This is a genomic window from Synechococcus sp. HJ21-Hayes, assembly GCF_024345835.1.
GTDB lineage: Bacteria > Cyanobacteriota > Cyanobacteriia > PCC-6307 > Cyanobiaceae > Vulcanococcus.
In genome coordinates, this window is the sequence record NZ_JAGQBW010000005.1 from 154,155 (window position 1) to 168,046 (window position 13,892).

15 protein-coding genes, 1 tRNA gene and 1 pseudogene are annotated in these 13,892 nt (G+C 68.2%); 6 read left to right on the forward strand and 11 right to left on the reverse strand.

Features of this window, described 5'->3' with window-relative positions; translation table 11 throughout:
* Positions 1-31 precede the first annotated feature (31 nt).
* Complete coding sequence (locus KBZ14_RS05915; RefSeq protein WP_255117409.1) at positions 32-562, forward strand: YdcF family protein; 531 nt, start codon at positions 32-34, stop codon at positions 560-562.
* On the opposite strand, the gene KBZ14_RS05920 is transcribed toward KBZ14_RS05915, so the two are convergent.
* Genes KBZ14_RS05920 through rpaB form a run of 5 tightly spaced genes read right to left on the reverse strand, consistent with a single transcriptional unit; the run spans position 504 to position 5,298 of the window.
* Positions 504-1,235, reverse strand: coding sequence for a lysophospholipid acyltransferase family protein (locus KBZ14_RS05920; protein ID WP_255117379.1), 732 nt, complete (start codon positions 1,233-1,235; stop codon positions 504-506). The genes KBZ14_RS05915 and KBZ14_RS05920 overlap by 59 nt on opposite strands.
* Positions 1,232-2,122, reverse strand: coding sequence for an ACP S-malonyltransferase (gene fabD, locus KBZ14_RS05925; protein ID WP_255117380.1), 891 nt, complete (start codon positions 2,120-2,122; stop codon positions 1,232-1,234). Before fabD ends, KBZ14_RS05920 begins: the two co-directional genes overlap by 4 nt.
* A gap of 48 nt (positions 2,123-2,170) precedes the next feature.
* Positions 2,171-3,163, reverse strand: a complete 993-nt coding sequence (locus KBZ14_RS05930; protein ID WP_255117410.1) for a beta-ketoacyl-ACP synthase III — start codon at positions 3,161-3,163, stop codon at positions 2,171-2,173.
* Between the two features lie 55 nt (positions 3,164-3,218).
* Positions 3,219-4,571, reverse strand: a complete 1,353-nt coding sequence (gene plsX / locus KBZ14_RS05935) for a phosphate acyltransferase PlsX (protein WP_255117381.1) — start codon at positions 4,569-4,571, stop codon at positions 3,219-3,221.
* Positions 4,552-5,298: a response regulator transcription factor RpaB gene (gene rpaB / locus KBZ14_RS05940; RefSeq protein WP_255117382.1), complete on the reverse strand. Its 747-nt coding sequence runs from the start codon at positions 5,296-5,298 to the stop codon at positions 4,552-4,554. The genes plsX and rpaB overlap by 20 nt, the downstream gene beginning before the upstream one ends.
* A 97-nt stretch (positions 5,299-5,395) precedes the next feature.
* Between rpaB and radA the strand changes: the two genes are divergently transcribed.
* Positions 5,396-6,838: a DNA repair protein RadA gene (radA, locus tag KBZ14_RS05945; protein WP_255117383.1), complete on the forward strand. Its 1,443-nt coding sequence runs from the start codon at positions 5,396-5,398 to the stop codon at positions 6,836-6,838.
* Between the two features lie 18 nt (positions 6,839-6,856).
* Here radA and KBZ14_RS05950 read toward each other — a convergent pair whose 3' ends face one another.
* A complete protein-coding gene (locus KBZ14_RS05950) occupies positions 6,857-7,378 on the reverse strand; it encodes a photosystem I assembly protein Ycf3 (protein WP_255117384.1) in 522 nt (173 codons plus the stop codon).
* A gap of 90 nt (positions 7,379-7,468) precedes the next feature.
* On the opposite strand from KBZ14_RS05950, the gene KBZ14_RS05955 reads away from it, so the two are divergent.
* Genes KBZ14_RS05955 through KBZ14_RS05965 form a run of 3 tightly spaced genes read left to right on the forward strand, consistent with a single transcriptional unit; the run spans position 7,469 to position 11,451 of the window.
* Positions 7,469-9,811, forward strand: a complete 2,343-nt coding sequence (locus KBZ14_RS05955) for a heavy metal translocating P-type ATPase (RefSeq protein WP_255117385.1) — start codon at positions 7,469-7,471, stop codon at positions 9,809-9,811.
* A gap of 22 nt (positions 9,812-9,833) precedes the next feature.
* A complete protein-coding gene (gene tmk, locus KBZ14_RS05960) occupies positions 9,834-10,475 on the forward strand; it encodes a dTMP kinase (protein WP_255117411.1) in 642 nt (213 codons plus the stop codon).
* Positions 10,468-11,451, forward strand: coding sequence for a DNA polymerase III subunit delta' (locus KBZ14_RS05965; protein WP_255117386.1), 984 nt, complete (start codon positions 10,468-10,470; stop codon positions 11,449-11,451). The genes tmk and KBZ14_RS05965 overlap by 8 nt, the downstream gene beginning before the upstream one ends.
* Before the next feature lie 5 nt (positions 11,452-11,456).
* Here the strand turns inward: KBZ14_RS05965 and KBZ14_RS05970 are convergent, their stop codons facing one another.
* The 5 genes from KBZ14_RS05970 to KBZ14_RS05990 all read right to left on the reverse strand — a co-directional run bounded on the left by KBZ14_RS05970 (position 11,457) and on the right by KBZ14_RS05990 (position 13,593).
* Positions 11,457-12,227: a response regulator transcription factor gene (locus tag KBZ14_RS05970; RefSeq protein ID WP_255117387.1), complete on the reverse strand. Its 771-nt coding sequence runs from the start codon at positions 12,225-12,227 to the stop codon at positions 11,457-11,459.
* Positions 12,228-12,291: 64 nt separating this feature from the next.
* Entirely contained in the window at positions 12,292-12,456 is a 165-nt protein-coding gene (locus KBZ14_RS05975) for a hypothetical protein (protein ID WP_255117388.1), read from the reverse strand.
* 70 nt (positions 12,457-12,526) lie between these two features.
* Positions 12,527-12,598: transfer RNA gene (locus tag KBZ14_RS05980), tRNA-Asn, on the reverse strand.
* Positions 12,599-12,626: 28 nt separating this feature from the next.
* The gene (locus KBZ14_RS05985; protein WP_255117389.1) at positions 12,627-13,337 is read right to left on the reverse strand and encodes an ABC transporter ATP-binding protein; all 711 of its coding nucleotides are present in this window, start codon (positions 13,335-13,337) and stop codon (positions 12,627-12,629) included.
* Positions 13,330-13,593, reverse strand: a complete 264-nt coding sequence (locus KBZ14_RS05990) for a UPF0367 protein family (protein WP_255117390.1) — start codon at positions 13,591-13,593, stop codon at positions 13,330-13,332. Before KBZ14_RS05990 ends, KBZ14_RS05985 begins: the two co-directional genes overlap by 8 nt.
* Before the next feature lie 173 nt (positions 13,594-13,766).
* On the opposite strand from KBZ14_RS05990, the pseudogene KBZ14_RS05995 reads away from it, so the two are divergent.
* Positions 13,767-13,892: pseudogene (locus tag KBZ14_RS05995) on the forward strand (photosystem II D2 protein (photosystem q(a) protein)); the annotation flags it as partial.

Consider the following 13,892-nt stretch of genomic DNA (forward strand, 5'->3'; position numbering starts at 1 on the left):
CTGGTGGGGGCTGCTGGCGGTCGTCTCCCTGCTGTGGCTGTCCCGGGGGCTGTGGCTCCCCCCCGCGCCGGCACCGCAACTGATCCTGGTGCTGGGTGGTGATGTGGAGCGGGAGCGGGTGGCCGGTGCGCTGGCTAAGCGCGATGGCCTGCCGGTGCTGGTGAGCGGTGGCAGTAACCCCGAATACGCCACCTGGCAGTTCGGGCGTCAGGGGCTGGATGTGGGCCGCGTGCAGCTCGATTACCGCGCCACTGACACCCTCAGCAATTTCACCTCCGTGGTGGATGAGCTCAAGCGCGCCAAGGTGCGCCACGTGCTTCTGGTGACTAGCCGCGATCACATGGCGCGAGCCCTACGGGTGGGCCGCATCGTGGCGGGCAGCCGGGGCATTGCCTTGACACCGGTGGAGGTGCCCTGCGGCAACCGCTGCATGCCGGAAGGGGAGCGCAAGGTGTGGGGTGATACAGCCCGCGCCGCCCTGTGGGTGCTCACGGGCCGCGACCTTAAGCGCTGGGCGGCAGAGCACTTCGGGCCGCTGCTGGAGGAAGTGCAGGACCGCTGATCAGGCCCTGATCCAACAGGGCATTGATCTGGGCCTGGCATGCGGCGGTGGCTGCATCCAGATCCGCCCGTTTGCGGGAGGCCGGAGGGGGGATCGGCGTGCCAATCCGGATGTGTACCGGCACGAGTCGGGCCTGCCTGGATCCGGTGCCCAGGGCCCTGTGGCTGTTGATGATGGCCACCGGCAGCAACGGCACGCCGGCCCGGGCCGCCAGCAGGGCGGCACCGGCCTGGGGATCGTTCACCCGGCCATCGGCCTGGCGGGTGCCATCGATGAACACGCCGGTGGCCCAGCCCTGCTCCAGGCGGTCGGTGGCGGTGCGGATGGCTTCACGGTCGCTGGCCCCGCGGGCCACCGGGTAAGCGCCGCAGGCGCGGATGATCGGCCCCAGCAGCGGCACCTTGAACAGCTCGGCCTTGGCCATGAAGGCCACGGGGCGGCCCAGGGCATGGCCCAGCAGTGGTGGATCCAGGTGCGAGCCGTGGTTCGCCACCACCACCAGGGCGCCCTCCATCGGCACGTTGGCATTGCCTGCGGTGCGGCCGCGGAATAGCAGCCGGTAGATCGGGAATACCAGCAGGTAGCTCACGATCCGGTAGGTGAGGCTGGGGCGGGGGGTGCGGATCAGCGCTGGTGGGTCGGCGGGTCGTCGGCCGCGCAGAAGCCGCCTCACAGGCCCAGGTCGGCGGCGCCGGCAATCTGGGCGGTGCTCACACCCTCGCAGCTGCGCTTGATCAGGCCGCTGAGCACGTTGCCCGGGCCTATCTCCACGGCGGTGGCCAGGCCATCGGCGCTGAAGCGTTCCATGGTTTCGCGCCAGCGCACGCCGGTTGTCATCTGGTGGCGCAGGCGTGCCTTCAGGGCCTCGCCGTTGGTTTCAGGGGTTGGGTCGGTGTTGCTCAGCACCGGGATGCTGGCGTTGCTGAAGGGCACTCCCTCCAGGGTGGTGCCGAAGGCCGCGGCGGCTTCCGCCATGAAGGGGGAATGGAAGGCCCCGCTCACCGCCAGGGGGATGGCGCGCTTGCAGGTGAGCGCGCTGCTCACCGCGGCCACCGCTTCGGGGCTGCCGGAGAGCACCACTTGGGCGCTGCTGTTGTCGTTGGCGATCACCACGGCGTCGTTAGCGGCCACAAGGGCCTCCAGTTCGCTGCGATCGAAGCCCATCACGGCTGTCATGGCCCCACCGCCAGCGGCGGCCATCAGCTCGCTGCGGGTCTTCATCAGGGCTAGTCCGGTGGTCACGTCAAACACGCCGGCTGCATAGAGGGCCACCAGCTCCCCGAGGCTGTGGCCCGCCACCACATCTGCCATGCGGCCCTGGGCCTTGAGGCCATCCACCAGCAGGCTCTCGATCACGAACAGGGCCGGCTGGGTGTTGCGGGTGTCGTTGAGGTCGCTGAGTTCACCGTCGGCTTCGCCCGTGCAGATGGCCAGGAGGTCGCGGCCCAGCAGTTCCGACGCGGCGGCGAAGCGCTCCTGGGCCCCGGGCAGCTCCAGCACACCAGCCGCCATGCCGACCTTCTGAGATCCCTGTCCAGGAAACACCCAGGCAATGCCCATGGCCACTTGCTTTGCACGTTGGGGGGGAGATTAGGCCGCGGGACTGGTTCAGCCCTGTGGGCCAGTCCAGCGCAGCAGGGCCCCACCCCAGCTGAGGCCTGCGCCAAAGCCACTGCTGGCGATCAGGTGGCCGGGCAGCACCCGCCCATCTTTCACCGCTTCATCGAGCATCAGTGGAATGGTGGCCGCGGAGGTGTTGCCGTAGTTGGCCAGGTTGCTCAGCACCCGTTCATGGGGAATCTGGAAGCGATCAGCCACGGCATCGAGGATGCGCTGGTTGGCCTGATGCAACAGCAGCCACTGCAGGCTCTCGGCACTGGTGCCGGTGGCCTCCAGTAGCTCCTTGAGTACGGCGGGCACTTCCCGCACGGCGAACTTGTAGACCTCCTGGCCGTTCATGCGCAGGGGTGCAAAGCCCCCCACCTGGGCCGTCACACTGCCCAGCAGGGCCTGACGGCTGTCGGTCTGGGCCAGGGTGAGGCAGCTGTTGCGGCTGCCATCGGAGCGCATGCGGAAGCCCAGCAGGCCGTTGTCGGCCTCGGAACAGGCTTCCACCGCCACGGCGGCGGCCCCATCGCCGAACAGCACACAGGTGGTGCGGTCGTCCCAGTCCACCCAGCGGCTGAGCTGGTCTGCACCGATCACCAAGGCGCGGCGCATGGAGCCGCTACGCAGGTATTGGCTGGCAGTGATCAGTGCGAACAGAAAGCCGCTGCAGGCGGCGGTGAGGTCAAAGGCCACGGCATTGCTGGCCCCTAGGGCACCCTGCACGCGGGGAGCGGTGCCGAACAGATCGTCCGGGCTGGAGGTGGCGAGCAGGATCAGATCCACCTCTTGTGGACTCCAGCCCGCATGGGCCAGGGCCGCCGATGCGGCGCGGGTGGCCAGCAGTGTGAGGGGCTCTTCGGGGGAGCACACCCGCCGGGCACCGATGCCCGTTCGGGTGCGGATCCACTCATCGCTGGTGTCGACCCGCTCGCTCAGTTGCTGGTTGCTGATGCTGATGGCGGGTATGGCGCTGCCGCTGCCCACGAGGGCCATCCCGTATGTACCCATCTGGCCCAGCAACACCGGTTCAGCCCACAGGTGGGCTCAGTCAACCACAGGCCACGGCCACGCCTGGGGTCTCGCTGAGGCGGTGAAGATCGTCCATCACGCCATGGCTGGCGGCGGAGTGGGCCAGGCGCAGGGCGCTCACCACCGAGAGGGCCTTGCTGCTGCCATGGCCGATCACGCAGATGCCATCCACCCCCAGGAGCAGCGCCCCGCCGTGCTCGGCGTGATCGAGGCGTTTCTTGATACGCCGCAGGTTGCTCATCAGGAAGGCGGATCCCACCTTGCCGCGGCGGCCACGGGGCAATTCCGCTTTGAGCACATCGAGCAGCACGCTGCCCACGCTCTCCAGGAATTTCAGCAACACGTTGCCAGTGAAGCCGTCGCACACCACCACGTCGAAGGCGCCCGAGAGCACGTCACGCCCCTCGCAGTTGCCGGCGAAGTGAAAGCGGCTCTCCGCCTGGAGTAGGGGGTAGGTCTTGAGGGCCAGCTCGTTGCCCTTGCACTCCTCTTCGCCGATGTTGAGCAGGCCGATCCGGGGCTGGGCCACCTGCAGCACATCACGGCTGTAGATGTTGCCCAGCAGCGCCCACTGGTGCAGATAGCCGGGCTTGCAGTCCATGTTGGCGCCCACATCCAGCACCAGCACCTGCTTGGCGGGGTCTTTGGTGGGGAACAGGGCCCCGATGGCGGGGCGATCGATGCCCTTGAGGCGCCCCAGCCGGAAGATCGCCGAGGCCATCACGGCGCCGGAGTTGCCGGCCGAATACACAGCGGTGGCCTCGCCCTGTTTCACCAGGTCCATGGCCACGTTGATGCTGGCGTCGCGCTTCTTGCGCACCACCGTGGCCTCGTCATCCATGCCCACGGAGGGGCCACTGGCCACGATCTGGATCAAGCCGTTCCGCTGGGCTGTGTGGAGCTCATCCGCCAACCCGAGGCTGGCCACGGCGGCCTCCACTACGGCCGTTTCGGCCACGAACTTGATGCGCAGGGGCAGCAGCTGCACGGCCCGCAGGCAGCCTTCGAGGATCGGACCAGGGGCGTAGTCGCCGCCCATGCCATCCACCGCCACCCAGAGGCGATCGGCGTCCTTGATCTCGAGCTCGCTGCTACCACCGGCTCCCTGTTGCAAACGGCGCAGGGGATCGAACACCAGCGGTTGCAGCAAGGTGTTGGCGGCGGCCCCCGCGGCGTTCGCCGCAACCCCGGCAGCATTGCCGGCGGCTCCAGCTACCTGGCCGGCGGCGGAAGCTGTACCTACGGCGGTGCCCACCAGACTGGTCACCGCCGCATTGCGGCGATACCAGATCACCAGACGGCGAATGGCCTTGGGCCGCGAACGACGGGCGTTCGCGCCAGGACCTGGGGCGTCAGTTGGCTTCGGGGGCAACGGCTTCAACGATGCGCTGGAACAGGTAACCCGTGCCACGAGCCGTGAGGATCAGCTCGGGATTGGCGGGGTCATCTTCCAGTTTGGAGCGCAGCCGGGAGATGTGGACGTCCACCACCCGCGTGTCCACGTGCCGTTCGGGGGTGTATCCCCACACGTCCTTGAGGATTTCGCCGCGGCTGAAGGGCTCGCCGCTGCGTCCTACAAGCAGTTCCAGCAGGCTGAATTCCATGCCTGTCAGGCGGATGCGCTCGTCGCCGCGGTACACCTGGCGCTTGTTGGTGTCGATCCGCAGCTCACCCACCTGGATCACCCCGGAGTTCGGGATTCCGGCCGCCTGGTCCTTGTCCACGCGGCGCAGCACGCAGCGGATGCGGGCCTCCAGCTCCTTCGGGCTGAAGGGCTTCACCACGTAGTCGTCGGCGCCCAGTTCCAGGCCGGTGATGCGGTCCGCCACGTCGCCCAGGGCGGTGAGCATCACGATCGGCACGTCCGATTCCTTGCGCAGCTCCTGGCACACGCCGTAGCCGTCGAGCTTGGGCATCATCACGTCGAGCACCACCAGATCGGGGCTAGTGCGCCGGAAGGCCTCAAGTGCCTCAAGGCCATCGCAAGCCGTGACAACCTGATAACCGATCATCGACAGGCGCGTCTCGAGGATGCGCCGGATGCTGGCTTCGTCATCGACGACCAGGATCGTTTCCTTGGCGGGGGCTGAGGCCGTCATTGCGCCACTCTGACCAGGCGGGTTAAGTAGTTCGACCTACTGAAAAGGTCGGCGGGCCCCTGGGTTCACCTGAAGCCACCTTTCTTCATACACCGTTTTGGCGCGCGCCACCACCACCTACGTCTGTCAGAGCTGCGGTGCGCAGACCCGCCAGTTTTTCGGACGCTGCTCGAGTTGCGGCAGCTGGAACAGCCTGGTGGAGCAGGTGGCGGCGGCCACCGATACCCGTCGCCGTCGCCCCGTGGCCCCTGCCGCCGAGGCGGCAATCCCTGCCCAGCCCCGCCGTTCTGAGCCCATCCATGCGGTGGGGGATCGCCCGCTGCAGCGGCTGAGCAGCGGCTACGGCGAGCTTGATCGGGTGCTGGGCGGTGGCCTGGTGCCCGGCTCGCTGGTGTTGTTGGGGGGCGATCCCGGGATCGGTAAATCCACACTGTTGCTGCAGAGCGCCCAGGCCATGGCGGCACGCCACTCCGTGCTCTATGTGAGCGCGGAGGAATCGGCCCAGCAGGTGAAGCTGCGCTGGCGGCGCTTGGCGGATCCACTGGAAGCCGGCGCGGCGGAGGCCGATGGGCCCGGGGCTGCGTTGCAGTTGCTGGCGGAAACCGATCTCGAGCTGGTGCTGCAGGAGTTAGAGGCGTTGCGGCCGGCCGTGGCGATCATCGACAGCATCCAGGCGCTGCACGACGGCGAGCTCAGCAGTGCGCCCGGTTCCGTGGCCCAGGTGCGCGACTGTGCGGCGGCCCTGGCCCGCATCGCCAAGCGCCAGGACACGGCCCTGCTGCTGGTGGGCCACGTGACCAAGGAAGGCATGCTCGCTGGCCCCAAGGTGCTGGAGCACCTGGTGGATGCGGTGCTGACCTTTGAGGGGGATCGCTTTGCGACCCACCGCCTCCTGCGGGCGGTGAAGAACCGCTTTGGCGCCACTCACGAGCTGGGGGTATTTGAGATGCGCGGCCAGGGACTGGCGGAGGTCATCAATCCCAGCGAGCTGTTCCTCGGCAGCGATGAACCCAGTGCCGGCACCGCCACGATCGTGGCCTGTGAGGGCACCCGGCCGCTGGTGGTGGAACTGCAGGCCCTGGTGAGTACCACCAGCTACGCCAGTCCCCGCCGCACCGCCACGGGTATCGGCACCAATCGCCTGCACCAGATCTTGGCCGTGTTGGAGAAGCATCTAGGCCTACCCCTCTCCCGCTTCGACTGCTATCTCGCGGTGGCGGGTGGCTTGGAGGTGGAGGAGCCGTCGGCCGATCTGGGGGTGGCTGCGGCGGTGGTGGCCAGCTACCGGGATCTCATCCTGCCCCCGGGCACGGTGTTGATCGGTGAGCTGGGGTTGGGGGGGCAGCTGCGGCCCGTGGGCCAACTGGAATTGCGCCTGCAGGAATCGGCGCGCCTGGGCTTCCGCCGGGCGGTGGTGCCCAAGGGCAGTGGCCTGGGGCGCCTGGCGGCCGGCCTCGATCTCCAGTTGTTGGAGGCCGGCAGCGTGGCCGAAGCCCTGGTGGCCGCCCTGGGGGTGAACCCGGCGGACGATCGGCCCTAGCGGCCCTGGCCCTCGCGATCAGAAATACACGTCCACGCTGCCGCGACCGCTGGTCTTCAGCCAGTTTTGGGCCTCGATGTAGTTGTTCGGCGCCAGGCGAATGGCCTTGCCCCAGAAGTCGGCAGCCAGGTCGAAGCGGCGATCGGATTCGTCGGCATCGCCCTGTTCCTCGGCGATGCAGCCCAGGTGGTGGTGAATCACCGCCATGTTGTTGAGGGCCTGGGGCATCTTGCTGTTCAGATCCAGGGCCTGGCCGTAGTTCTCGAGGGCTTTTTCGTGCTCGCCGTTGCTGGCGAACACCAGGGCCATGTTGTAGAGGATGAAGGCCCGGTCATTAGGGTCGTCCTCGAGGGTGAGGGCCTCCTTGTAGTTGTCCAGTGCCTCGGCGTACTCCCCGTCGGCCTGGGCGCTCATCCCATCGCGGTAGTAGGCGAAGGCCTCCTTGGCCCGCTGGTTGGTGGGCAGCACCTTGAGGATCAGGTCCGCCATCACCGTGAAGCTCTTGTCGATGAAGTTGTCGTTGCGCTGGGAGCGGGGCACGGCGGGATTCAGAGCTGTGTGCTCCCATCCTCACCTGCGCGAACCGTGGGCTGGCGCTGTCTTTTGCACTCCCTAGCCTGTAAGCCCTTGATGGCCTGCCCTTTGGCACCCTCGGCGCCCAGTTCCGTGGCTCCGCTGCTGTTGGAGGTGGAGGGGATGAAATGCGGTGGCTGTGTCCGGGCCGTGGAGGAGCGGCTGCTGGCCCAGCCCGGTGTGCGCCAGGCCAGCGTGAATCTGCTCACCCGCACGGCCTGGATCGGTCTCGATCCAGGGTTATTGGAGGGGCCTGAAGTCGATCCCGCCACGCCCCTGATCACGGCACTGGCGGGCCCCGGCTTTGCCGCCCGCCGCCGCGAGCAGGAGAGCCTGCCTCTCAGCGCGGCGGAGCGGCAGCAGCGGCGCAGCTGGTGGCAGAACTGGCGCCAGCTGGTGGTGGCCCTGGGCCTGCTGTTGGTGTCGGTGTTGGGGCACCTGGCTGAGCCGGGTTTGGTGGACATGCGCCTGCATGCCCTGGTGGCCACCCTGGCCCTTGCCGGCCCTGGCCGTTCGATCTTGGTGGGTGGTGCCCGCTCGGCCCTGGCGGGCGTGCCGGGCATGGACACCCTGGTGGGTCTGGGCATGGGCAGCGCCTATCTGGCCAGCCTGGTGGCTTTTATCTGGCCGGCGGTGGGCTGGCAGTGCTTCTTCAATGAGCCGGTGATGCTGCTGGGCTTTGTGTTGCTGGGGCGGTTCCTGGAGGAGCGGGCCCGGTGTCGTACCGGCCGCGCCCTAGAGGAGCTGGCACAACTGCAGCCCGATACCGCCCTGTTGGTGATGGGCGATCCGGCGGATCCTGAGCTGACCGCCCGTCCTGTGCGGGTGGGGGCCCTGCGGCCGGGAGATCGGGTGCGGCTGTTGCCGGGCGACCGGGTTCCGGTGGACGGCCTGGTGCTGCAGGGTTTGTCTGCGGTGGATGTCTCGAGCCTCACGGGCGAAGCGCTGCCGCTGCAGGCGCAGGCCGGCACGGAGCTTGCGGCCGGCAGCCTCAATCTCGATGGGCCCCTCACCGTGGAGGTGTTGCGCCCAGGTGCCGAGAGTGCCGTGGCCCGCATCATTCACCTGGTGGAGCAGGCCCAGGCCCGCAAGGCACCGATCCAGGGCCTGGCCGATCGGGTGGCGGGGCGCTTCACCCTGGTGGTGCTGGCCCTGGCTGCGGCCACCTTCGTGTTCTGGTGGCGCTGGGGAACCCTGGTGTGGCCCCAGGTGCTGGCCGCTGCCCCATCGGCCCATCTGCATGGCGGACATCAGAGCCTGGGCATGGGCGCGGAAACGCCCCTGGCCCTGGCCCTGCAGCTCAGCATTGCCGTGCTGGTGGTGGCCTGCCCCTGCGCCCTCGGCTTGGCTACCCCAACCGCCATCACCGTGGGCACGGGCCGTGCCGCCCAGGCAGGCGTGCTGTTCCGCGGCGGCGATGCGATCGAAACCGCCTCCCGCCTGGACACCCTGCTGTTCGACAAAACCGGCACCCTCACCCTGGGGCGTCCGCTGGTGACGGCCCTGGAGCCGGGAGCCGTCGGTGCCGATCGGCTCATCCAGATCGCCGCCAGCCTCGAGGCCCAGAGCCGCCATCCCCTGGCCCATGCCCTGCTGCAGGAGGCCCAGCAACGCCAGCTGGTGCTGTTGCCCCTCAACGACTGCCGCAGCGAGTCGGGGCAGGGGGTCACAGGGCGGTTGCTGGATGGCGTTCGCTGCTGGGCGGGCCGCTCCCCGTGGCTGGAGGCCCAGGGCGTGACGTTGGCTGAGCCCTGGCGCCGCTGGGAGCAGCAGCAGGGGGAGCAGGGGGCCACGGTGCTGGCGGTGGCGCAAGGGCAGGAGCTGCTGGGCCTTGTGGCCGTGCACGATCAGCCCCGGCCCGATGCGGGCTCAACCCTGGCCACGCTGCAAGCCATGGGGCTGCGGCTGGGGGTGCTCAGTGGTGATCGCCGCGGGGCGGTGCAGCAGCTCGGCCGAGCCCTGGGGATCCCTGAGGCGGGCCTGGCCTGGGAGTTGCTGCCCCAGCAGAAACTTGAGCACATCCTTCAGGCCCATCAGCAGGGGTTGGTGGGGATGGTGGGGGATGGCATCAATGACGCACCTGCTCTGGCGGCGGCCGATCTGGGGATTGCCGTGGGCACCGGCACCCAGGTGGCTCTGGAAACGGCCGATGTGGTGGTGTTGGGCGATCGGTTGGAGGCCGTGGCGATGGCCCTGCAGCTGGCCCGCCGCACCATGGCGAAGGTGCGGCAGAACCTGGCCTGGGCCTTCGGCTACAACCTGGTAGTGCTGCCCATCGCCGCGGGCCTGCTGCTGCCAGGCTTCGGTGTGGTGCTCTCCCCTCCGCTCGCTGCCCTGCTGATGGCCCTCAGTTCGATCACCGTGGTGGGCAATGCCCTGCTCCTGAACCGTGGTGTGTGAGGCACTAGCCAGCCTGCAACCACTGCCGCGCGGGCGTTTTGTGGTGTTGGAGGGCATTGATGGCTGCGGCAAAACCACCCAGCTCGAGCAACTCCGCGCCTGGCTACCCCAGAGCGGGTTGATGCCAGCGGGGGCGGAGCTTCTGGTGACCCGCGAACCCGGTGGTACGGCCCTGGGCCAGGCTCTGCGTCAGTTGCTGCTCCATCCCCCCGGCGATACGGCCCCCGGCAGCACCGCCGAACTCTTGCTCTACGCGGCTGATCGGGCCCAGCACGTGCAGCAGCGCATTGCGCCGGCACTGGAGGCGGGCCACTGGGTGGTCAGTGATCGCTTCGCCGGCTCCACCGCCGCCTATCAGGGCTACGGCCGCGGCTTGGATCTCGAGCTGATCGATCAACTGGCTGCCATGGCCACCGCAGGCCTGCAGCCCGATTGCACCCTGCTGCTGGAGCTGCCCTTGGCAGAGTCGCTGCGGCGACGGGGCCACCGGCCTGCAGACCGGATCGAGGCCAGCGGCGAGGCCTTTCTGGCCAGGGTGTGCGCGGGCTTTGGCGCCCTTGCGGCCCAGCTGGGCTGGGCGCGTGTGGATGCCACTCCCGCACCGGCCGCCGTGGCCGCGGCCATTCGCGCCGAACTGCAGCGCCGTTTCCCTGTCCATGGCTGAAGCCACCCCGGCACTGTTCGAGGGCCTGCTGGGCCAGGCGCCCGCCACCACCCTGCTGCTGGCCGCCCTGCAGCAGCAGCGCCTGGCGCCGGCCTACCTGTTCGCCGGCCCCGATGGGGTGGGCCGCAGCCGGGCAGCCCTGCGGTTTCTGGAGGGGGTGATTGCGGGGCCGCAGGGATCGGCGGCGGTGCGGCGGCGGCTGGAGGAGGGCAACCATCCCGATCTGCTTTGGGTGGAGCCCACCTATTCCGATAAGGGCCAGCTTCTGGCGGCTTCCCAGGCTGCCGCAGCTGGGGTGAGCCGCAAGGCGCCTCCGCAGCTGCGGCTGGAGCAGGTGCGAGGCGTGTCCCAGTTCCTGGCCCGCCGGCCCCTCGAGGCCGGCCGTTGCCTCGTGGTGATCGATGCAGTGGAGGCGATGGCCGAGGGGGCCGCCAATGCCCTGCTGAAAACCCTGGAGGAGCCGGGCGATGGGCTGTTGATTTTGTTGAGTGCTGCCCCGGATCGCCTGCTGAGCACCATCCGCTCCCGCTGCCAGACGGTTTCCTTCTCCCGCCTCAGCCCTCAGGACCTCGCGCAGGCGCTGCGCACTGTCGAGGCGCCAGCGCCGCAGGACGAGCCCTCAGCCCGGCCCGACCCGCCAGAATTGCTGGAGCTGGCTGCCGGCTCCCCAGGGGCACTGCTGCAGCACCGGCAGCAGTGGCAGGCGCTGCCTGATGGCCTGGTCCAGCGCCTGAGCACCTTGGCGGCCAGCCCGGTGGAGGCCCTGGGGCTGGCCCGCGATCTGTGCGAGGCGCTGGATGTGGAACAGCAGTTGTGGTTGCTGGATTGGTGGCAGCTGCAGTTGTGGCGCCGCCACCTGAATGCGGCTCAGCAGCGGCGCCTGGACACCCTGCGGCGGCAGCTGCGGGCCTTTGTGCAGCCACGCCTGGCCTGGGAGGTGGCGTTGCTGGAGCTCTCGGGGGCGGTGAGTGCCTGAGGGGGCTAAGCCGCGGCCTTGCGGGTTTGGCGCACGTCCTGGATCACGCTCGCCAGCTCCTCGAGCTGGGAGCCGCTGGGCAGCTCGAGGCAGTAGCCAGCGCCATACACCGTTTTGATGAACCGGGGCTTGCGGGGATCGGGCTCGAGCTTGGTGCGCAGGTGGCGGATGTGCACCCGGATGGTCTCGATGTCGTCGTCTGGCTCGTAGCCCCACACCTCCTTGAGGATCAGGGACGGTGCCACGGTTTGGCCATGGCGCTGCAGCAGGCAGTGCAGCAGCTCGAATTCCAGGTGGGTGAGGCGCACGGGCTCATCGAACCAGATCGCCTCAAAGCGCTCGGGCACCAGGGTGAGGCAACCGTAGTTGAGGATTTCGTTGTGCTTGGCGGAGAGGGGGGCCCTGTCGCTGCGGCGCAGTAGGGCCTTGATCCGCACCTGCAGTTCCTCGAGATCGAAGGGCTTGGCGAGGTAGTCGTCGGCGCCGGAGTTGAAGCCACTCACCTTGTCCTTGGTGCTGCCCAGGGCGGTGAGCATCAGCACCGGGATTTTGGCCGTGCGCTCGTCGCGGCGCAGGCGCTGGCACAGGGTGAGGCCGTCCACCTTGGGCAGCATCAGATCCAACAGGATCAGGTCGGGGCCGTATTGCAGGGCCAGGGCCTGGCCCTTGATGCCGTCATCGGCCCGCTGCACGTCGAAGCCGCTGTGTTCGAGGTGGCCTGCCACCAGCTCACGCATGTCACCGTCGTCCTCGATCAGAAGGATGCAGGGCTTCATGGCTGACCTCCTGGCCCGGGGTGGACGAGTGCGCTGTTCATTGCAGTCATTCTCCTCTTCCAATTCAGCTGTTGCACAGGTGATCAACGCCGCGGTGCTGTGCCAATGCCGCTGAAAATCCAGTGCTGGCCAGCGAATTGACGCGATTTCTGCCGCAATTGGCTGCTGCAATCTTCAGTTTTTCTTCCACCCAGGCTGTTGCAATCGCGGGTGGTTTGTTGTGAGGCATGGGCAACCTGGGCCCCGAACCTGGCATGGACAAGAAAAAACCCCAGCCGAGGGGGCTGGGGTTGAAAGAACTCCCCGGGCGGGATTCGAACCTGCGACCAATCGATTAACAGTCGATCGCTCTACCGCTGAGCTACCGAGGAATGCGCCCCGAGCTGGGACCCGAAGACCTTACCTCTCGGCCCTCCCCGGCCGCAAGGGGTTGAGCCGCGATCGCAGCGTGCTGGCGCGTTGCCAGGGGCCCACGCTGCCCCGTTCCACCAGGGCGGCGGCGGCGCACCACTCCAGTTCCTCGAGGCGGTGGGTGATCCACAGGGCTGTGAGCGGCTCCTGGGTGCGGGTGCACAGGGCGTGGATCAGCTCCAGTACCTCCCGCTGGCTGGTTTCATCCAGCAGGGCTGTGGGCTCATCCAGCAGCAGCAACCGGGCCTGGCTGGCCAAGGCACCGGCGATGGCTAGGCGTTGCTTCTGGCCGCCGCTGAGGGTGTGGATGGGGCGCTGGCGAAAGCCCGACAGCCCCACGCTGGCGAGGGCGTCCTCCACGGCGGTGCGCCGTTGCTGGGTGTTGAGCCCTGCCGGCAGGGAGAGCTGGATATCGCTGCCGCAACTGGGCAGCAGCAGCTGGTGATCGGGGTTCTGGAACACCAGGGCACTCTTGAGCGGCCGCTGCAGGCGGCCACGGCTGGGTTCCAGCAGGCCGGCAATCAGGCGGAGCAGCGTGCTCTTGCCGCTGCCGTTGCCGCCCACCAGCATCCAGAGCCCCGGGCCCGGGATGCTGAAACTGCAGTGGTTGAGAGCCGTGTGGCCGGAGGGCCAGGTGAAGCCCAGCTGCTCCACCACCAGGCTGGCCTGGGGCCGCTCAGGCAGTGGCGCCTCAGTCATCAAAACTGAAGCCCGGGCGCTTGCTGCCGCCGCCCATCGCCGACTTTTCATAGGTTTGCACCGCTACTACTTCACTACTCAGCAGGGCGATGTGCTTGCTCTCCTCCTTCTCGCAGGAGAGCTCCAGCAGGCGGGGATGGCCGCTCTCCATGGCTTGCTTCACATGGCCGTAGAGGGCCTCGGCATCCGATTGCTCCTTGCGCTGCACGGCAACGGGCATGGGGCTGAGCTTGAGGGAGAGCTCGACGACGTACACAGGGGAACCAGAAATCGGCCAGTGCCCACTCTGGCGAATGGCGTTGGCGAGGGGGGCTCGCTGAGAGCTTTTACCTATTTCGGGCCGGTTGGGGCGAATCCGAGGCGGTTCATCCACCACAGGGGCGCGGTTCCCCGTACCATTCCCCTGTAACGCTTCATGAAGCCGCTCTCATGACGATCGCTGTAGGGCGCGCGCCGCAGCGGGGATGGTTCGACGTCCTCGATGACTGGCTCAAGCGCGACCGCTTCGTTTTTGTTGGGTGGTCGGGTCTGCTCCTGTTCCCCACCGCCTATCTG

Bases quoted from the DNA above. Each gene is read 5' to 3' on its own strand.
- fabD (WP_255117380.1), bottom strand. From the start codon at position 2,122: ATGGGCATTGCCTGGGTGTTTCCTGGACAGGGATCTCAGAAGGTCGGC.
- KBZ14_RS05930 (WP_255117410.1), bottom strand. From the start codon at position 3,163: ATGGCCCTCGTGGGCAGCGGCAGCGCCATACCCGCCATCAGCATCAGC.
- rpaB (WP_255117382.1), bottom strand. From the start codon at position 5,298: ATGACGGCCTCAGCCCCCGCCAAGGAAACGATCCTGGTCGTCGATGAC.
- KBZ14_RS05955 (WP_255117385.1), top strand. From the start codon at position 7,469: ATGGCCTGCCCTTTGGCACCCTCGGCGCCCAGTTCCGTGGCTCCGCTG.
- KBZ14_RS05965 (WP_255117386.1), top strand. From the start codon at position 10,468: ATGGCTGAAGCCACCCCGGCACTGTTCGAGGGCCTGCTGGGCCAGGCG.
- KBZ14_RS05970 (WP_255117387.1), bottom strand. From the start codon at position 12,227: ATGAAGCCCTGCATCCTTCTGATCGAGGACGACGGTGACATGCGTGAG.
- KBZ14_RS05975 (WP_255117388.1), bottom strand. From the start codon at position 12,456: ATGCCTCACAACAAACCACCCGCGATTGCAACAGCCTGGGTGGAAGAA.
- KBZ14_RS05985 (WP_255117389.1), bottom strand. From the start codon at position 13,337: ATGACTGAGGCGCCACTGCCTGAGCGGCCCCAGGCCAGCCTGGTGGTG.